The sequence below is a fragment of the Streptococcus sp. 'caviae' genome (genome assembly GCF_001937065.1).
In the GTDB taxonomy this organism is placed as follows: Bacteria; Bacillota; Bacilli; order Lactobacillales; family Streptococcaceae; genus Streptococcus.
This window is the reverse complement of the sequence record NZ_MOWR01000002.1, coordinates 113,813-132,620: the sequence shown is the minus strand read 5'-3', so window position 1 is coordinate 132,620 and position 18,808 is coordinate 113,813. Positions and strand designations below refer to the sequence as shown.

Here is an 18,808-nt window from a genome sequence, read left to right as displayed (position 1 = left end):
TTCTATTTGGCTTGTGCTAAAAATTCTTCATCAACTTCAAAGGCGACCATCTTGTAACCATCACGCGGCACAATAATGGCATGCACGGGAACATTTGGCAAATGGGCCTCCATGAAATCACGGTTTTTCTTTTTAACACCTTTGATAATACAGTTAAAATAGGCGCCCTCTTCAATTTCAACAGAACCATAAGCATAGGGTTTCATGTCATCATTGACCGGCTGATGGGTCATCATACCGGGCAAAAAGAAGTCAATCATTTTGCCTTTCCCTGAAATTTCCACCCATTTCATATCATGCAGCTCTCCGCAGGCATTGCAGGTCAGAACCGGCGGAAATTCAACCGCTCCGCAGCCAGAACACTGACGGCCCAATAATTTCCCTTCATCTAAAGCGTCATAATAGGTCTTTACAATTTTTTCCATCATCTTACCTCACTTTTTCATAACGTTCTTAAAATCGTTGCAGACAAATTCTGACCGCCGCCAAAGCCGCGTAGCATGGTTGTTTTTGGCAGCTTTTTAACTTGACGCTCACCGCATTCACCGCGCATTTGCTTAACAGCTTCGTAAACATCTGCCAAACCAGATGCTGCATGTGCATGGCCAAAAGATGTTCGGCCGCCATTGGTGTTTATTGGCTTATCACCGTCAAAACGTGTACGGCCCTCTAAAACATATTTATAGCCGTCTTTTTTAGGAAGATAGCCTGCAATTTCAGCAGCATCCAAGTGCGATGTAATGACAAAATCATTTGCAAAGAACAGATCAATTTCGCTCGGCTTGACACCTGTCAAAGTATAGATCTGACGGTAGGCCTCACGGGTAGCCCGGCGTTCCAAATGCGGATTTGAAGCTTCCAGTGCTGAAGACCCTGTTCCTAAAATTTCAATCGGATGGTCTGTGTATTTATAAGCCATCTCCGTTGGACAGACAATCACTGCAGCTGCTCCTTCGCTGCGTTCTTCCAGACCGCTGACACGCATATAATCGCCAATTTTAGGATTAAAGGGTGACTGCATGTACTGCATGGCATCTGACATCCCTTTTTCTTTAGCAATGTCTTCATAAGTGATCTGCAGTTTTGCTAAGGGGTTCTTAGAGGCATTGTAACGGTTATTGATGGCCATGGCACAAAGAACATCGTCCATTGTTTTCGCATCCAGCTGATGATCACGCGCATAAAGAGCTGCCAAATCATCAAAGACTGTGTACATTCCGGCCTGCATGCCTCTTGTATAAGCACGGTCGTAGATGTATTTAAGCGAGGTATTAAATTCTTCCAGAGTAAATTCACGTCTCTTATGGGCAGGCTGTCCTTCAACCGGCAGGCTCGCTCCCATATCAGCAGATGCTGAAAGCACCAGATCGTATTTACCGGAAGCAACTGCCATAGCAGCAATTTCAAGAGCCAGGTAACCCGTGCAGCAGGCTTCCGAATGGTGCATGGAGCCTTTTCCTTTCATGCCAAACCAATTGGCTACCTGCATATTAGGCGTAATATATTCCGATACAAAATTAGGATTGGCTTGCCCGTGAAAATAATAGTCGATATCCTTAGGCTCAACGCCAGCATCCTTCATTGCTTCAATCGCAGCATAGCCAAACAGTTCCCCTTCTGTTAATCCTTCAGTTTCAGGACTGCCCAGAATTTCCATGAATGGCGTGCAGCCAACACCAATAATTGATACACTTCGGCCATAGGGCTTTAAAGTTGTACGGTTCATAACACCTTGATGTTCCATAATCTTACCTCTTTTAATTATTTTTTTGTTTTCTCAGATACCATTTAGCCGTTATCATCGAAACGATAATGGCGGTCAGGTAAAAAACGGGCAGGCCTTTGAGCCATATGATGATTGCCTCCTGACTTAAGGAATGGCTTTGCCAATTTAAGATAAAAGTAATAGAAGTCACATTAACCAAGGCAATCAGGATTAATGCCCCCGCCATCTCTGGCAGTTTTATTTTCTTAGCGATTTCTTTTCCCCAACTGTCCAAAGGCAGAAAGCTGGTCAGAAACATAGCAATCGCAAAGCCTTCAATGGTTGGAATGACAAAATTAAAAATTCCCGGCAATTGTTTTAAAAGAATCAGCGAAACCATACTCAAAGCAACAGATACAGCGGCATTCATCGCAATGTTAAATTTAAGTTTTGCCATCTCATCCCTCCCCTTCATAGTTTGATTATAAGTCTTCTGTTTTATAATTATTTAGTATCATCTTACGAAAATATTAAAAAAGATGTTATAATTCTTGTAGAATACTACAAAGGTGACGGTCATGCGTTTAGATAACATTATTACAGCCTTAACCAAGGAAGATATCCATATCGTCCAGTTTGGCAATCTGCAAATTAACATCAGAGATTTTCTCGAATGCGGCTGGGAACAAGCCCTCAGCGAGCATTGCATCGGCAAACTGTATATTATTCGGGAACCATTTTCTCAACAACCAGCAGCCGTAAGAGAGGAAGAACTCACTTTACTGTGCCTGCAGCCCGAAGAAAAAACTCTTGCTGCACTCTGCCACTACTTTCCTAAGGCTACTGTTATTTTGGTTGAAAATGATCAAAACCTCAGGCAGGTCACAGAAATCATTAAAAAGCAGCTGCACATTAACTATGTAGCGCTTGAAAGGCTTGAAGAAGCCTATCATGCCGTTTTTTCCGGCGCTAATTTTCAAAATTTAGCTGAAATCGGCAGCCGCATCTTTGGCAATCCTGTCTTTATTTTAGACAGTTTGGGCAACTATATTGCTTTTCCGCCGACTGATAAAAATGAAATTGACATCATTCAGCAGGAAAGACAGCGCGGCCATATTCTAAAAACTGATTTGGAACAGTTAAAACAATTAAAAGTCGATCAAATCCTGCAGGAAACAGGCAAGCCCTATCTATTTGAAAATCCTATTTTAAAACACCGAACTCTGGTTGATTTTATTCGGCTCAACGGGACTGTGCTGGGGCGCCTGATGATTTTTGAACAAAACCGTCCCATAACAGACGAAGATATGATTGTTTTTATGCACTTTTCGCGCTTAGTGGCTCTTGCTTTTACGCATGACCGTAACTATTTGATGAATAAGGAAGCCTCCTATTCCTATTTTCTTCAGGCCTTGGTTGACAGACATGATGCTAAGATTGCCGTTTCCAATCGGCAAATTGAAAAAATGAAATTAAACATACTCAACTACAAGCGCGTTCTGGTTGTCTCTTTCATTGATCAAAAGACTAATGAAACCAACCGTCTGGTTATCGCCCAGCAGCTTCAAAAACTGTTAACCAATGCCTTGTACATGTTTTATGAAAATAAATTGGTCTTCTTGGTTTCGGGACATCAAAAAAACTTCCTTCAAAAAAACACCGAAGAGCTCTTGCTGTTTTGTAAAACGGCTAACCTGCATCTGTCAGCCAGCCATATCTTTTATGACTTCACATTGTTTAGGCAAATGTTTCAGCAGGCCAGTCAGGTAGATCAAATCGTTCAGAAATATCATTTACAGGGGCACCTTTTTTCTTACCGCTACCTCAGCAGCCTCATTACTCTTGATTTGCATCGAACCAGCCACCCTGCTTTTATCCATCCCGATATTTTAGAGCTGCTGGAACATGATCAGGCCAAAAACAGTCAGCTGCTGGCGACTTTGGCTTATTACATTTTATTTAATCAGGAAATTGACACCATTGCTCAGTGCATGTGGCTTCACGCCAATACTCTTCGTTACAGGATCAAGCAAATTAAAAAAATTTTACAAAATGATTTAAAGGACTGGCTGCTTCTTAAAACCTACTACGATTCACTGGTCCAGCTCTTTCAAGTCGGAGATATCAGCAATCAGGACTGGATCCTTAAAAATGATTTAAATTATTTATAAAAATAAAAAATAGGGCAGGCCTACACGATTGACTGCTAGTCAATAGGTCTGTCCTTAATTTTTTATTGTTTTAAAAGCTCGGCCAGTGCCTGTCCTGCCATGCGGCCTGAGTTAACCGCAAAGCCCATCGAATTGCCCGGGAGTGTAAAGTTATAGCTGTCTCCATAAATGGTGTTGGCATCTGAACCCGCACTGTAAAGTCCTGGAATGACTTGGTCATCTTCTCCCAAGACCTGGCAGCGGGCATTGATGCGCACACCGCCCATGGTGCCATAGGCACCAACGTAATATTTACCTACCAGATAACCGCCTTCACCTGTTAAAGGATGCAGGAATTTTTCATCTTTGAAGAATTTTTCATCTACGCCCTGAGCACAGTAACGGTTGTAGTTATCTACTGTCTCTTGAAGTTTATCGAGCGGAATAGTCAGTTTGTCAGCAAGTTCTGCAAGATTATCAGCAGTGATAATAGCTTCATAGCCATTTTCTTTGGCCTTAGCAATGTCTTGATCAATCATATGAAAGCCCTGAACAGGATGCACCAAATCAACAATATCCGGACCTTTTTCCTGATAGTTTTTCAGAATTTTTCGGTCCATAATACAGTAAGCATAATGACCGGGCTGCAAATTAATAGCATTGCCTGCAAAGGTCGTATTGCCCATCAAGCCTTCATTCATAAAACGCTCACCGCGCTGATTGATCAAAAGATTAGGCTGGCGAAGAACACCGTCTGCAATCATGTATTCCAAGTTATGCGGCAGCACAAAAATGATTTCAGAAGCCAGACCAAATTTTTGAGCACCAGCCTTCCACATCATTTTAAGCCCTTCACCCGTGATACCGGGAACATTAAACGTATAGAAGTTTTCATTTAATTTGTAGCCGAATTCCTCTTCAATCATCTGAGGATTGGAGCCAAAACCACCTGTTGCCACGACAACGGCTTTAGCATGAGCAGTGATTTTCTGACCGTCCTTACTCCTTGCCTCTAGGCCTGTAACGTTACCATTTTCAAGCAGCAAATCATCCACTGGCGTATTAAGATAGAAGCTTATTCCCAGTTCCTTGGCACGCGCTGTCAAGGCCTTATTCATCGGCGCTGCAGCACCAGGACCAATTTTACCGTCATTGTCAACAATATGCCAAGTGGCTTCTGATTCCTTGAAATAGCGGAAGGCACCGGCAAATTTGACCCCCATCTTTTGCAGCCAGTCAATGGTATCACTGGATAAGCTGAAATAAGTCTCCACTAAATCACTGTCCACACGGTAGTGGGTGTATTCCATTTGTTTGGTCAAGGCTTCCTTGACAGAAATGTCATTAAACATCGATTTTTGAATTTTAGTATCGATCCCCAGCGGTCCCATTCCCATGTTGGCTGTACCGCCTGTCATTCCTTGTTTTTCAAAAACAGCAACCGATAAGCCCCCTTCCGCAGCGGCAACGGCTGCAGCCAGACCTGCAGGGCCTGCGGCAACAACAGCAACATCCACGCTAATATCTCTGTCAGACAAATCCAGATTTTCTTCCAAGCCTGCTTTTTTCAGGGCATCTTTAACCGCATCCATAATAGCATGCGAAGACACGGTTGCGCCGCTGACAGCATCTACTTCTGCTGACTGGCTGGCAACAATACGCCCTGGAATAGTGCCGGCTGCGTTGTCCGGATAGGCAGGTGATCCATGATCCCCTAAAACCCTAACTTCCTTAATTTTATGATCAAAGATTTCTACTTCAACATCATAGTCTCCGTGCTGTCCTTGACCGCATCCCTTATACTTACCATCTTTTAATACAGACATTGCTCTTCCTCCTGCATCAAATAAATTCTTTTAGTCAATGCCATCATATCACAGAGGAAAAATAATTCTTTTGTAATTTCTAATAAAATTACAGCAGTAATACAAATTTTTTTGTATCTTTTTAACAAAAGCATATCTCCAATTTCTTAGAAAATGCCCTTATGTTTTTCCGATCTGAAAAGCTGTTTGAAATAGTCTTTTCGTGGAGACAAGTCTTCTGTGATTCTTTCCAAACAGCTTTTAAATCATTTTTTGCAGTCGCCTTAATAATTGCCACCTAAAAACAGTTTCTAAAGGCTGTACTGCTCCTTCATCTGAAGTTTTTTGGGGGAACAAGAGTAATGATGACTGCGATTTGCTGTGAATTATCAGAATAATCTTTACAATATAATATCATTATATCATTGCTATTTTTATTTTATTAAAAAATTCTTAAAGCCATTGCCGACTGAAAATAATTCTGCTAAAGTAATCACCGTCAGCTGAAATAAAGGCGGCAAATACAAAAATGAAAATTAAAGGAGAATTTTTATGAACACAGCAACATTAGACACAGTAGCCTTTGATAACTTTGAAACAGCAGGAAATGATTACCTTGAGAGTGTTGAAGGTGGAGGCTGGGTTCTTGGAGCTGCCGGTGCAATACTTGGCGGACTTGGCGGTGGTTTGCTCGCCGCAGGCTCTGGTGCCGATGCTACAGGTGTTTGGGGCGGTGCCATTAGCGGTGCGGTTGCCGGCGGCTTAGGAGGATTGGCAATCACAACTCCTATTTCACCAGTTTAATTGGATCGGAGATGATCAGAATGCAATCTGTAATTTTAGGATTGATTGGACTAGTTTTTGGAGCATTAGGACTTGGTCTGCTATGCTATAGTTTTTCAGGCAGCTGGATGATGACAATCGGCGGCGCCATAATTGGCGGACTTTTAGCCGGATTTGCTGGATATTCTATTCACACCCCTATTTCCTGGTTATAATTTCTGTGAAGAATAACTGACAATAATATCAGTTATTTGGGCACACTTTGTCAAGTACAATGGGTAATAAAAAACTAAGCCAGACAGGACCCCGATTGGTCCTGTCTTTTTTTCTATTCTCCCCTTGTTTTCAAGAAATTTCTTCAGCGCTTCAACATCCTCAGGCTGTTCTCTTTTTTCATGATAATCCCAACCTTCCAACATTAGATAAAAAACAGGCACTTCATTTTTGGAGTGCCTGTTTCTGTGAACAGTTAATTTGCATTGGAAGTGTCTTTTTACTCTTCGCCTTTCAGTGCCAATCGTCCGCCAAAGCTCATTATAGGCAGTCAATTAGCAGTCCCTTAACTGCTTTTATCCTTGATAGGCAGTGTTTATGCAGATGTTGGGGAGTTATGATAATTTTACATAAACAGCTTAATTCATACCCCGAATAGCCACGGAAGCCGGTTTGGTCTTAACACTGATGTCATCAATCAGCCAAAAATAGAGACGGCTTCCATCATTCATAGTCAGCGGAATGACCTTCCTGCATTTTTTTCCTGCTACCGAAACCTTTTCCATATTCGGATAAGCAGAGCAGCCCCAGGCATAAACCGATTTAAATTCGGGAAATGTCCCCTTCTTTTTCAGAGATTCCTGCAAATCTGACCGCAGTGTCTTTTCATCGGAGCGGTCCTTAGAAAAGGCGCACATCAGATTTCTCTTCCCAATATAGTAATATTTTCCATTCTTTTTATACATTTCGATGCTTTCCAATTTCGGGCATAAATAGAACTTATTCTTTGCCTGATAGGAGTCCTTTTTAACCGATTTTGGAGCAGGAGCGTAGAATATGACACAGGCTGAATCTTTGTTTTCAAAACGGTAGATTTCTTTGTAACTGCCCGAAGACACCTTTACTTTTTTGAGAACATCTTCCAGCGTAGGATAGCCTTTGGCAAAAAAGTCTTTGGTATAAGTCATTGTTGCCTGATTATTGCCTTGGATAGGTTGGGCTGACAAGTCAGACTTCTTCATGTTCATAAACAGACTGCCGTAAACCATGGCATAAACGAGTACAGTAACTGCAATAAATGTTTTTGTCGCAATGAGCTTTGGATATTTCCGCAAGAGGACTATCATAAAAACCCATACCAAAATAAAAAGACAAATAAACAGTATTCTTTGAGTGTTCACCGTTCGTCCAAAATTGATGCTGACTGCCACACTTAATAACTGTAAGCCAATTATTAAGAAGCTCAGCCTCAGGACAGTGTGAACCTTGTGACTTTTTTTCATCATAACCCCCAAAACTAAAAATGAAAACAATGCTTAATTGTGATTTCGCAGAAAGCGATCTTACAGTCCCACCTTCTAGTAATAACTAGCAGCATCAGCGCAACGACCTGGTATTTTGATTTTCAAAGAGTCTTAGTCATCTCCGCCGCTGGTCCTAGCCTAGTCGAAAAGAGGCAGAATTGTTATTTCGGCCTCTCTCCTTTTTCTTAGCTTCTACAATTCCTTGCTGATATAATCTTTAGCATTCATGGCAGCATGGCGGCCCGAATTGACATTGTGAGCGCAGGCTGAACCGCCCAAAGTTATTGTGTAAACGTTTCGGTACTGCATGGTGCTGTCCATTCCTGAGATGTAAAGGCCAGGAATTTTATCAAAATGATCATCAATGACTTCAAATTTTCGGTTGGAACCGACACCGCCGATACCAATCAGATTTGACGGATCAAGCCGGGCAATGTAAAACGGTCCTTCTTCAATCGGAATCAGCATATCTGCATCTTTGTTGAATTCTTCATCCTTGCCTTGATGGCAATAGCTGTTGTAACGCTTCATGGTGTCAATAAAGGTTTCCTTAGGAAGATTGAAGTGCTGAGCCAAATCTTCAATGCGGTCCTCTTTATACAAAGAGTCGCCGTCATTTGTCCTAACCGCTTCCTGCAGAATTTCTCCGGCATTTTCAATATCCTCAGTAATCTGATCGTAAATAGCCTGATTAAAGATCTGGTAGGTATTCTTGGTAGACTGAATGGCCATTCTTTGATAAAGCAGATTGTACTTCTTGACATTTTCATTGACCAAGCGTACCCCTTCCTGATTAACCCAGACGACCGGGCCTCCTGAAGGCAGAGCCATAAAGCCATTGATAGGATCAATGTAAAGGTGAACACCTTCATGCGGAAGAGCCATAATGTAGTTCATCATGAATTCCGGTGATTCCAAAAGCATGTCTTTGGCACCCAGTGACATGGCCATCTTGTAGCCATCACCGGTATTGCTTGGCATAGAGCAGTAATGAAGATTTTCAGTCTGCCAGCCTTGTTTGGCAATCAGTTCTTCACTGTGGCCCACTCCGCCAGTAGCAATTAAGGTAGCCTTAGCCTTGATTTTTAGAATTCCGTCCTTATTTTTAGCATAAGCTCCTAGGACTTTGCCATCCTCATAGATCAAAGCTTGGGCACTTGTTTCCAAAAGAAATTCAACTCCCAAGTCATCGGCACATTTCTTCATGTAAGGAACATAACCAATGGAGGCAAAGCCGCCCTTGTACCAGTGGAAGGTCGGAAATTGACAGGTGCCGTGATAATCGTCTACTGAAGTCAGCTGAACACCGTGATCCACCAGCCAATCAATGTTATCAGCAGAATTATTAACCAAATCAACCCAGAAGGATCCATCTACACGATACTGTCCAAGTTCAGCCTCCCGCGCAATGATTTCTTCTTTATTGGCGTGAATGCCTGCTGCCTTTTGCATCTTGGTATTAATACCAAAGATGCCTTCAACACCGCCACCGTTTCCGGCTACAAAAGGCATTTTTTCAAGAACCGTTGTCTTTAAGCCAAGCTCTGCTGCCTGCACAGCTGCTGCCAGACCGGAAATACCTGCTCCAATAATGAGAAAGTCCGTTTCCATTTCCTGATCAATTTTTTCAGGAACTGCACGCCACTCACTGTAATCATTCTGTGAAAGGCCAGCTTTTGCTGAAGGCTGCTCATCAGCTGTGTCCTTAGTAGCTGCGGAATAATGAAAATCAGCCGCATTTCCCCCAGCTTCAGTGATAACATCGCTGACAGCTTTAATCAGACCTTTTGAGGTAGAGGTAGCACCGGAAATCGCATCAACATCCAGTGTCTGCTCATCAATCATTTGCTTGGTCAGACGCTTGATAACTGTATCTTCTAAACTATCCGCAATAATGTCCTTTTGAGGATTAATCGCTGTAATTTTATCATCTTTAATCACAACTTCATAGGGTGTTGTGTTGCCTTCATAACCTTGAGCAATTACCTGATAAGTCCCTGATTTTAACTGAGCCATAATAATCAATCCTTTCAATATAATAAAGAATAATTTTAACCAATTTTAACGACTGGTTTAATCACAGAACCATTGGCAGAATCCGCAAAAGCTTGATTGATGTCTTCAAAATCATAATGTTTAACGAGTTTGTCAATTGGGAAGCGGCCTTGCTTGTAGAAAGATACTAGGCGCGGAATAAACAGCTGCGGAACAGAATCGCCCTCAACCACGCCAATCAGAGATTTACTGACAGACATAATTTCAGCGTGAATATCAATAGGCATCTCAGGTGTTAAGCCTACCACAGCCAGTGTTCCCATAGGAATTAGAGCCCGTAAAGCAGCACGCACAACGGATGGCACGCCTGTGCTATCAAGTCCGTATTCGGCACCGCCACCTGTGATTTCCTTGATCCGCTCTTCAATATCTTCTGTTTGGCTGTTAATGGTATGAGTTGCGCCAAGTTCCTTGGCCAGGGCCAGGCGGTTATCATGGATATCCACCGCAATAATATTGGCACAGCCTGTTAATTTGGCTCCCATAATGGCGGATAAGCCTACAGCTCCCGCTCCGTAAATAACGATAGACGTTCCAAACTCAGGCTTCAAGCGATTTAAAACCGTACCGCTGCCTGTTTGCAAGCCGCAGCCCAAACCTCCCAGTAAAGTGAGGTCCACATCCTTATCCACCTTTACAACACTGGTTTCTTTGACAACAGAATAGGTGGCAAAAGAAGCTTGTCCAAAGAAAGTCGATAATTCTTGGTCCCCCTGCCTCAAAGGTGTCGTCTGATCTGCAAAACGCCCGCCAAAATTTAAGGAGCCGCTGCTGACACAATTGGCCGGGTGCCCCTTGAGACAGTTAACACAGTGATTGCAGTAGGCAAACGATAAAACCACATGGTCGCCTGGCTCAACACTTGTGACAAACTCACCCGTCTTTTCCACAATACCGGCGCCTTCATGTCCCAGCACAACCGGATAAGGTGTCATGCCAATGTCTCTTCCCAAGACATCTGTGTGACAGACACCGGTAGCTACGATTTTGACTAAAACTTCATCTTCCCTAGGTTCTCTCAGTTCTGCGTCTTCAATCCGCAAGGTTTCACCTTGCCGGTGTGTTACGACAGCTTTTATTTTCATAAACTTCACCTCCTGCCAAAATCTTATGAATGTGCGCTTTGTAAAATAGTTTCCCTCCTTTCTCTGCACATTGTATACGTTTTCACATTAAGTTTATCATTTTAGCAGCTAAGACTCAATCAATAATCGCATATGGCAGGCTTTTTTACACTCTAAAAATTAATCCCCCATTTTATCAACAGCCGCCCCAGAACTTTTATTACCCTTCAAAACAAGAAGGAGACAGCCGTCGGCACTATTTCATCCTTAGCTCGTCTCCTCCTCTAAATATTTCTTGAAAAATGCAAGCGTCTTTTGCCAAGAATCATTCGTGTCAGACATAATCTTGCTCTATTCAAATATTTAATAGCGGCTATCAGACCTATAAATGGCCAAAAAATAAACTTGACTGAACATATCAATCAAGTTTTATCCGTTAATTGCGGTTGACGCGATGCCATTCATTGATAACATAGGTAAGCTGGCACAGCTGTGAATAGCCCACCCCATTGACCTCATCATTTTCAGATGTCACGCCGCCCAAGCCTGCTGTATAAAGTGCAATCAAATAAGGTGTTTGTTCATAGACAACGGCATCAATATTGAGCGCTTCACGGACATAACCCGGTTTTTGGCGGATGTCTATATCGGGAAGGTACGTTTCATAGTAAAGCCCCGGAAAAGACTGCCCCAAATAGTTAAGGATGTCAGCGTATTTATCTTGATGTTTCCAAAGATGGTCCAGCACCTGAATGTAATAGTCCGTCGTCGTTTTATTGCCATTTTGGTCAATTGTCTTAATGTCGCCTTTGGACTGACCGTAGCGTTTAAACATGGGATAAACCTTGTCAAAACCGCCCAGAGCCTTAGCCATAGCATAGGCGGGAGTATTTTCAGAATAGATCAGTGAATATTCCTGCATCTCAGGAATGGTCATATCATCACCAAACTGGTTGCGGTAAGCCTGATATTCGCCGATATATTCATATTCAAGATCCGTAATGTCATAAGGCTCTTCCAAGGAAAGTTTGCCTTTCTCTACAGCATCTACCGCCAGCATATTCAAAGGCAGTTTATAGGTTGATCCTGCCGTCATTGGCTGCGTCTCATTCATTGCAATCACTTCACCGGTCTTTGTATTCTTGTAAGAAAAAGCAATGCAGGAATGGTCAATTCCCATTTCATCCAGATAAGTCTGAACGACCTGAGGAAGAGTCAAATTAGCATAATCATAGTGCAGTCCGATAGCATCCATGGTCGCTGCATCAGCCTCCATGACAGCTTGTTTTTCTTCTGCTGTTTTTTCAACTGCCTGAGGGGGAGTTTTCTTGCTCCTATGGTCATTTTGTATGGTACTGGTTTCACTGAGACTGGACGAGGTTTTTGCCGATGAAGACCCGTTTTGCTTGATAATATTTTTAGGCTGTAAAAGAAAGATGCCTGTCAGCACTGCCAAAGCAAAAACAAGTCCTAATACCACCGATATTATTAATTTTTTTCTATTCACAATTTTCTCCTGCTTACCATTATAAAGGACTGGCAGCAAAATGACAAGTCTATTAAAAAAGTTTCTTTAATATTTCAGCTGCTTTTAATCAAGCAAGAGACCCATTCTATCCAACTGTGATCAGAAAAACAGGGACCTAGGCAAAATGCCCAGATCCCTACTAAATGATGGCGGAAAAATTATTTATTTGGCTGCTGCATAGAGGTCAGCAACTTTGTTTCACTCCTCCGTGCCATCGGCTAGCCGCTCAATGTCACACGGAAAATACTATTGCATTTTCCTAGAGGACTGACTAACTGCAAAAGGTGAAAGTATCGTTCCCCTTTTGCAGTGTCGCCAATTCACCTGTTCAGAATTATTTTGCAGTAGCTTCTGCATAAAGGTTAGCCACCTTGTTCCAGTTAATGATGTCAAAGAAAGCTTTGATATAGTCCGGACGAACATTGCGGTATTTCAGATAGTAAGCATGTTCCCAAACGTCAAGAGCTAAGATTGGCTTCAAACCTTGTGAAATCGGTGTATCTTGATTAGCTGTTGACATTACTTCAAGCTTGCCTTCTGCGTTGACAACTAACCAAGCCCAGCCTGAGCCAAAGCGAGTTGTTGCTGCCTGAGTGAAAGCTGTCTTAAATGCTTCAAATGAGCCAAAAGCTTCATCAATTGCTGCGGCTACTTCTTTAGTAATTTCTGTTTTTTCTGGTGACAGAAGTTCCCAGAAAAGCGCATGGTTAAGGTGTCCGCCGCCGTTGTTAATAAGAGCCTGACGAATATCTTCTGGAATTTGCTGAACATCAGCCAAGAGCACTTCTAAATTTTCACCAATTTCCGGATGTTTTTCAAGAGCTGCATTAGCATTTGCCACATAGGTAGCATGGTGTTTATCATGATGAAGGGTCATTGTTTCTGCATCAATATAAGGTTCCAAAGCATCGTAAGCATAAGGAAGATCTGGTAAAATAATTGCCATGTCAATTACCTCTTTTCTTTTTTATACATCATCATCATATCGTAAAAACATAGAGCTTACAACTATTCTGCTCATTGTCTTTCATGTGCCATCTTCAAGATGGCCATATCAAACAAATAGTCCTTATCATAGACGCCTCTTTTTATTTGATAATCCGCATCAACAAGATAAACCATGGCCTTCTTAAGAAAAGGCAGGGACAGGCTACGGCTGTCTCTGACAGCAAATTTAACTTGATAGGGGTTGACTCTTCGGCCTATCATATCAGACAGTGCTGCCACTATTTGCTGCTCTGTTTTTCCTTGACTGCCCAGCAGTTTAACTTGGGTAAACATGCGAAACTGCCCTAGCATAACAGCAATCAATTTGATTTCATCTTCTCCCTGCAGCCGCAAATCACGGATTAGATCACGCGCCTCATCCACCTTTCCCAATAAAACCAGCTGCGTCAGATCAAAAATATTATCCTGCAGCGTTTTAGGAATGGCCTTATGAATATCCTGGCCTGTCACCTGACCGCCAGCCTTATAGGACTTTAAGAAGCTTAGATTTTTATTGACCTCACTAAAATCAAAACCTGACTTAGCAAGCAGTTCGTCAAAAGCGCCAGCCTCAAAAACCAGACCTTCCCTGTGAGCAAGCTTTTGAAAATAGGTTCGAAGCTCCGCTTCCTTTAAAAGATTGGCTTCAAAAATCTGAGCATCTCGCTTCAGTAATTTAACCAAGCGTCTCTTGCCGTCCAATTTCCCAGAAGCACAAAGGATTAGCTTTGTACTTGTCAGAGGATTTGCTAAATAAGCTTCCAGACGCTTCAATTCTTTATCATCGAGATAAGATTTTTTAGCCGTCGTGATATCAGCAATATTATCAAAAATGACTATTTTCTCATCAGCAAAAAAAGGCAGGCTCTCCAAATCCATTTCAGCATCCTGATAAGCTGTTTCAGCCATATCAAAATAAGAATAATTCAAATCACTGGGGTCAAAGCCGATCTGATTCAAAAAAAGCTCTTTCATCTGGCTGTACTGTCCCAAATCTTCCCCCGTTAAAACAGTAATCGGAGGCAGCTTATCCTTTTTTAAGCTTTCAATCATTTCTATAGCAATCATATTCTTATTATAACAGAATTTTATTGAGAGTATGGTATTCAAATAAAGGCAAGCACAAAAAGCTCTATGTCCAAAAAACTAAAAAGAGCTACCTTATTTCAGGTAACTCGGTTAAATTGAATACTATTGTCTGGTGAGACGTTTTAATTAATAACATTGGACTTCTGTCACAAACTCTTATGAGAAATCCTAATCATTATTATTGCTGATTCGTTGGTGTTTGCGGCTGTACAGGCGCAGCTTGCTGATTAGTTGGTGTCTGCGACTGAACAGGTGCAGTAGGCTGTGCTGCTGGCTGCTGCGGAGCCTGTCCTTGATAAGGATTAGGCGCTTGCATCGGCTGAGCTGGCTGTACGGGTGCCTGATAAGGTTTTGTTGGCTGACACAGCAAAATGGTATAGAAAATCTCTGCGAACCCAACAAGAACAAATACAATAGCACGTAGGAAAGGCACAAGTAACAGGAATGAGAAGAGTATTGCTCCTATCGGAACAAAGATAAGTGACCAATGGAATCCGGCATCACGCAAGCGGCGAACAGAAATAGCTAGGTTCGGCACTAAAATTGCCAAATAAAAGAGAAGAACAAGAATTGAAAGAATAATAATATCAACAGTAAAAAGATTTGGTGTCGTATCAACCACTAAGGACTCAATGTCTCCAATGTCTCCATTGTAAACCTTTCCTATATATTCATAATAATTTAAATAATAAATGGATGTAATCGCAGACATGAAAGGCAACACAATCAAGGCATTGCACAGAACTGTCCACCAATAATCCGCTCGATTGGTTCGGCCTGTAAAGTTAACATAATTTGTCCAGAATTTTTTATAAGCTGTAAACATAGATAAACTCCCTTACTATTTTTTACTCTATCAGAATACCACAATTTCCGCAGGAAAACAAGAACGCTTCTATTTCCCGCTTGCTGCCCCAGCAGTATGGCAGGTTCTTGTCATATACTTTTCAAAAATCGGCTCTTGCCTGCTCTCCCTACAGGGGAAACAGTCCTTAGCAAAAAAGCTAATCAAGTACATTTACAGACTGAACTGACCGCAGTCAGTTCAAACAATGGTGCAGCACTGGCAACCATCTTCTCTTAGTTCACTGTTTCAAGTGTCCAATTTTTAATTCCTGTAAAGCGAAGGGCACCTTGCTGATCCGTCCGATAAATCTGGCTTCTAATCTTAATTAAACGTTTCAACGTTTCTTGATGCGGGTGCCTGTATCGGTTATTTTTCCCTGCAGAAATAAGGGTTGCTTGAGGCTGAATCTGCCTTAAAAACTTAGCAGAGGAAGCGCCTTTAGACCCATGATGTCCTGCTTTTAAAACATCGGTTTTTAGATTAGGGTAGGCTGCCATCAGCTTGTCCTCTCCTTCTTTTTCCAAATCACCTGTAAAAAGAAAGCTCAAATTCAGAAGCCTGCCATAGAGAACCACAGAATCATCATTGCTACCATCTCCGGTTTTAAAAGGATAAAGCACCTGCAGCTGACTGCCCATGATAGGCAGCCTGTCTCCAGCCTTAAGAACACTTATTTTCACCTGCAGCTTTTTTAGTCTGGCTGCAAAATCTGTATCGGTCAGACTGCCGGAACTGACTAAGACTTGTCCGATTTTAAAAGCCTTTGCGACAGCTTCCATATCTCCTATATGGTCAGCATCTGTGTGCGTGAGAACCATTTGATCAATTTTACTGACGCCGCGGCTTTTCAAATAAGGAATCAGAGTTTTCTCAGCATTGGCGTCGCTCATGCGCCGCTGCCACTCTGCTGATTTAGAAAAAAGCACCCGTCCTCCCACATCAATGAGAATTGTTTTTCCCTTGATATCTCGTAGAAAAATACTGTCCCCCTGTCCAACATCAACCACGGTAACCTCATTGGTCGGGGGATTTTTTGTTACCAAAAACAGAAGAACAAGAAAAACACTAAGCACAGCAGCCAGCAATCCTTTCTTCCGATAATCGTAGAGCAGTGCCAGAGCCAGCAAAATAAGCACTAATATCCACAAAGACGGTTTACCCAAAACAAAAGGACGGCTGAAAATCTGATTAATATGAACAATAAGCCGCTCTAAAACGATGAAAAATAAATTAACATTTGTCAATAAGATAAAAGGCGATAGGAAGAAAGCAATTGTCAAAACCGGCAGGATAAGACCGTCAAAAATAAGGGAAAAAAGCGCTGTTAGAAAGACAGACAAAGGCTGAAAACTGCTAAAATACCACATCAGAAGAGGCAGGATACCTAAAGTCAGGGCCAGCATCTGAGCACACCATCGCTTTGGCTGAGATAGACGCTGAAAATCAGCCATGCCTAAAATAAACGCATAGGCAAAACTGAGCACTCCGCCTGCTGTTAAGAGAAAATGCGGCATGATAAAAAACATAGTAAACAGGGTCACTGCAAAATTGTCCATCTTTGTAAGACCAAAATTAGACAGATTCTTCTGCAGCAGGCTGCGGACAACAGATACTGAAAAGCCTGTTAAACCAGCATAAACCAAGGAAAAAGGCAGCTGCAGCCAATTCATATAATCCCGCCTCACCCCTAAACGCAAGCCCAAATAGCGAAAATTACCTATAAAAAAGCCAACCTGCATGCCCGAGAGAGCAAAAAGATGAATGATGCCCAAGCTGGAATAAATATCACTCATTTCATCAAAGGACTTGTCTAAATAGCCAAAAAGCAAGCCGGTCATGTAATGGCGCATAGGAGCCGGAAACTTTCGATTGACAAACACCAGGGCTCGGCGCCGCCATTCATGCAGTCTCTCAAAAAAAGAGATGTCTTGCTCAGGCACTGCTCTTTCTATCTTCCTAACATTGGCTAGGCGGTAGATCTTTTGTGCTTTTAAATAGCTTCGATAATCAAAACCGCCAAAATTCCGCTGACTGTCGGCTTCAGTCAAATCAGCAGATACCTTTATACGGCTTGTTTCCCAGAGATTCTCAAAATAATGCTTCTCTTTTTGAGATTTTAAGGTGTAAAAAGCTTGATAAATGCGGTGACCTGACTTGCCCTGAAAACTAAGGCTGTCACCATTAACACTGACAGTATCCGGAATAATTCTCAGTTCCTCGACCTGCTTGGGGGCATTTTGATAGTCAGATTCTATCTTTTGGTAGGAAAGGTAAAAATAAAGTCCAAAAAGCAGCAGGAATACGAATGTTTTTAGGCAGGTTTTTTGATCATACTGAGCAAGAAGAAAGATAAAACTTAAAAAGACCAAGAAAACAGTTAGGAAGGAAAAGCGATAGATTAAAAAATAAATCAAAATCGTTAAAAAGGCCAGATAAATGGGTCTTAACAGCAGCATCTTAATCAATACTCACCAAATCTTTCAGCTTTTCAACTGTTTTTTCACCAATGCCGGAAATATTTTCCAAATCGTCTACTGACTGAAAGCCACCGTTTGCTTCACGGTAGTCAATAATATCCTGTGCCCTTTTTTCTCCGATGCCCGATATTGTTTGGAGATCAGCAAGGCTGGCCGTATTTAGGTTAATCTTATCCTGTACCGCTGTCTGAGAACTGCTGCTTTGATTAACTGCCGCTTTTTGAGAATTATCGACAACACTGATATCTTCTCCGATAGATGCTACGTAAATAACAGCCTCATCCTGCAGTTTTTGCGCAAGATTAACTGATTTATGGTCTGCCTTTTCAGAAAAACCGCCGGCTTTCTCAATAAGCTCGTTGACACGGCTGCCAGCCGGCAGACTGTACACGCCTTCTTTTTTCACTGCACCTTTGACATCAACCATTATTGTTGAAACGGCTTGAGTTTTCTTTGATTTTTCCGAATGGGCAGATAAAGCTGCTGATGAAAAGTACTGTTCTTGTGAGCGCTCCAAATGATTCTGTTCCTCTTTTCCATTGGAAAACAAAAGATAAAAACCCAGTCCCAAGGCAGCAAAAACAGCGACTGCAATAAGGAGCCGTTTGTTTTCTCTACATTTATCCAGGATTTCTTCTATCATATAATCCTCCTTACACCTATTCATTCGTAAACCAACGAAAAAGCTGTTTGATAAAAAAAGATTTTATCAAACAGCTCTTTTTCCGCCTGTAGGCAAAAATAAAAAATCGTTAGAAAGGCTGAGCATTTCGTTCAGCTTTTCCAACAATTTTCTTTAAA

16 protein-coding genes are annotated in these 18,808 nt (G+C 41.9%); 3 read left to right on the top strand and 13 right to left on the bottom strand.

The annotated features are described in order from the left end of the window. Nucleotides 1-2: 2 nt before the first annotated feature. From BMI76_RS02705 to BMI76_RS02695, 3 genes are read right to left on the bottom strand one after another with little or no spacing between them, the layout of a single operon-like run. Nucleotides 3-428 carry a Zn-ribbon domain-containing OB-fold protein gene (locus BMI76_RS02705; RefSeq protein WP_075346071.1) on the bottom strand — a complete coding sequence of 142 codons (426 nt, stop codon included), beginning with the start codon at nucleotides 426-428 and terminating at the stop codon, nucleotides 3-5. Nucleotides 429-442: 14 nt separating this feature from the next. Next, on the bottom strand, nucleotides 443-1,744 hold the full coding sequence (locus BMI76_RS02700) for a thiolase family protein (protein ID WP_083623639.1): 1,302 nt from the start codon (nucleotides 1,742-1,744) through the stop codon (nucleotides 443-445). Between the two features lie 13 nt (nucleotides 1,745-1,757). Further along, complete coding sequence (locus tag BMI76_RS02695; RefSeq protein ID WP_075346070.1) at nucleotides 1,758-2,162, bottom strand: hypothetical protein; 405 nt, start codon at nucleotides 2,160-2,162, stop codon at nucleotides 1,758-1,760. 121 nt (nucleotides 2,163-2,283) lie between these two features. Between BMI76_RS02695 and BMI76_RS02690 the strand changes: the two genes are divergently transcribed. Continuing rightward, entirely contained in the window at nucleotides 2,284-3,876 is a 1,593-nt protein-coding gene (locus BMI76_RS02690) for a CdaR family transcriptional regulator (RefSeq protein WP_075346069.1), read from the top strand. A gap of 62 nt (nucleotides 3,877-3,938) precedes the next feature. Here BMI76_RS02690 and BMI76_RS02685 read toward each other — a convergent pair whose 3' ends face one another. Further along, nucleotides 3,939-5,681 carry an FAD-dependent oxidoreductase gene (locus BMI76_RS02685; RefSeq protein WP_075346068.1) on the bottom strand — a complete coding sequence of 581 codons (1,743 nt, stop codon included), beginning with the start codon at nucleotides 5,679-5,681 and terminating at the stop codon, nucleotides 3,939-3,941. Between the two features lie 531 nt (nucleotides 5,682-6,212). Here BMI76_RS02685 and BMI76_RS02680 point away from each other — a divergent pair. Both BMI76_RS02680 and BMI76_RS02675 read left to right on the top strand, forming a co-directional pair. Continuing rightward, complete coding sequence (locus BMI76_RS02680) at nucleotides 6,213-6,464, top strand: hypothetical protein (RefSeq protein WP_075346067.1); 252 nt, start codon at nucleotides 6,213-6,215, stop codon at nucleotides 6,462-6,464. Nucleotides 6,465-6,484: 20 nt separating this feature from the next. Continuing rightward, entirely contained in the window at nucleotides 6,485-6,658 is a 174-nt protein-coding gene (locus BMI76_RS02675; RefSeq protein WP_257615234.1) for a hypothetical protein, read from the top strand. 417 nt (nucleotides 6,659-7,075) lie between these two features. Here BMI76_RS02675 and BMI76_RS02665 read toward each other — a convergent pair whose 3' ends face one another. From BMI76_RS02665 to BMI76_RS02625, 9 genes are all read right to left on the bottom strand, one after another. After that, a complete protein-coding gene (locus BMI76_RS02665; protein WP_142355029.1) occupies nucleotides 7,076-7,783 on the bottom strand; it encodes a hypothetical protein in 708 nt (235 codons plus the stop codon). A gap of 369 nt (nucleotides 7,784-8,152) precedes the next feature. Beyond that, nucleotides 8,153-9,976: an FAD-dependent oxidoreductase gene (locus BMI76_RS02660; protein WP_075346063.1), complete on the bottom strand. Its 1,824-nt coding sequence runs from the start codon at nucleotides 9,974-9,976 to the stop codon at nucleotides 8,153-8,155. Between the two features lie 35 nt (nucleotides 9,977-10,011). After that, complete coding sequence (locus BMI76_RS02655; RefSeq protein ID WP_075346062.1) at nucleotides 10,012-11,100, bottom strand: NAD(P)-dependent alcohol dehydrogenase; 1,089 nt, start codon at nucleotides 11,098-11,100, stop codon at nucleotides 10,012-10,014. Between the two features lie 415 nt (nucleotides 11,101-11,515). Next, nucleotides 11,516-12,586 (bottom strand): serine hydrolase, encoded by a 1,071-nt coding sequence (locus BMI76_RS02650; RefSeq protein ID WP_083623637.1) that lies wholly within the window; start codon nucleotides 12,584-12,586, stop codon nucleotides 11,516-11,518. A gap of 355 nt (nucleotides 12,587-12,941) precedes the next feature. Beyond that, nucleotides 12,942-13,553: a superoxide dismutase SodA gene (gene sodA, locus BMI76_RS02645; RefSeq protein WP_075346060.1), complete on the bottom strand. Its 612-nt coding sequence runs from the start codon at nucleotides 13,551-13,553 to the stop codon at nucleotides 12,942-12,944. Nucleotides 13,554-13,624: 71 nt separating this feature from the next. Next, nucleotides 13,625-14,662, bottom strand: a complete 1,038-nt coding sequence (gene holA, locus BMI76_RS02640) for a DNA polymerase III subunit delta (RefSeq protein WP_075346059.1) — start codon at nucleotides 14,660-14,662, stop codon at nucleotides 13,625-13,627. 199 nt (nucleotides 14,663-14,861) lie between these two features. After that, nucleotides 14,862-15,509, bottom strand: a complete 648-nt coding sequence (locus BMI76_RS02635) for a DUF805 domain-containing protein (RefSeq protein ID WP_075346058.1) — start codon at nucleotides 15,507-15,509, stop codon at nucleotides 14,862-14,864. A gap of 254 nt (nucleotides 15,510-15,763) precedes the next feature. Continuing rightward, the gene (locus tag BMI76_RS02630; RefSeq protein ID WP_075346057.1) at nucleotides 15,764-17,986 is read right to left on the bottom strand and encodes a DNA internalization-related competence protein ComEC/Rec2; all 2,223 of its coding nucleotides are present in this window, start codon (nucleotides 17,984-17,986) and stop codon (nucleotides 15,764-15,766) included. Nucleotide 17,987: 1 nt separating this feature from the next. Beyond that, complete coding sequence (locus BMI76_RS02625; protein ID WP_075346056.1) at nucleotides 17,988-18,650, bottom strand: helix-hairpin-helix domain-containing protein; 663 nt, start codon at nucleotides 18,648-18,650, stop codon at nucleotides 17,988-17,990. Nucleotides 18,651-18,808: the final 158 nt, after the last annotated feature.

Bases quoted from the DNA above. Each gene is read 5' to 3' on its own strand.
- BMI76_RS02705 (WP_075346071.1), bottom strand. From the start codon at position 428: ATGATGGAAAAAATTGTAAAGACCTATTATGACGCTTTAGATGAAGGG.
- BMI76_RS02700 (WP_083623639.1), bottom strand. From the start codon at position 1,744: ATGGAACATCAAGGTGTTATGAACCGTACAACTTTAAAGCCCTATGGC.
- BMI76_RS02695 (WP_075346070.1), bottom strand. From the start codon at position 2,162: ATGGCAAAACTTAAATTTAACATTGCGATGAATGCCGCTGTATCTGTT.
- BMI76_RS02690 (WP_075346069.1), top strand. From the start codon at position 2,284: ATGCGTTTAGATAACATTATTACAGCCTTAACCAAGGAAGATATCCAT.
- BMI76_RS02685 (WP_075346068.1), bottom strand. From the start codon at position 5,681: ATGTCTGTATTAAAAGATGGTAAGTATAAGGGATGCGGTCAAGGACAG.
- BMI76_RS02680 (WP_075346067.1), top strand. From the start codon at position 6,213: ATGAACACAGCAACATTAGACACAGTAGCCTTTGATAACTTTGAAACA.
- BMI76_RS02675 (WP_257615234.1), top strand. From the start codon at position 6,485: ATGCAATCTGTAATTTTAGGATTGATTGGACTAGTTTTTGGAGCATTA.
- BMI76_RS02665 (WP_142355029.1), bottom strand. From the start codon at position 7,783: ATGATAGTCCTCTTGCGGAAATATCCAAAGCTCATTGCGACAAAAACA.
- BMI76_RS02660 (WP_075346063.1), bottom strand. From the start codon at position 9,976: ATGGCTCAGTTAAAATCAGGGACTTATCAGGTAATTGCTCAAGGTTAT.
- BMI76_RS02655 (WP_075346062.1), bottom strand. From the start codon at position 11,100: ATGAAAATAAAAGCTGTCGTAACACACCGGCAAGGTGAAACCTTGCGG.
- sodA (WP_075346060.1), bottom strand. From the start codon at position 13,553: ATGGCAATTATTTTACCAGATCTTCCTTATGCTTACGATGCTTTGGAA.
- holA (WP_075346059.1), bottom strand. From the start codon at position 14,662: ATGATTGCTATAGAAATGATTGAAAGCTTAAAAAAGGATAAGCTGCCT.
- BMI76_RS02635 (WP_075346058.1), bottom strand. From the start codon at position 15,509: ATGTTTACAGCTTATAAAAAATTCTGGACAAATTATGTTAACTTTACA.
- BMI76_RS02630 (WP_075346057.1), bottom strand. From the start codon at position 17,986: ATGCTGCTGTTAAGACCCATTTATCTGGCCTTTTTAACGATTTTGATT.
- BMI76_RS02625 (WP_075346056.1), bottom strand. From the start codon at position 18,650: ATGATAGAAGAAATCCTGGATAAATGTAGAGAAAACAAACGGCTCCTT.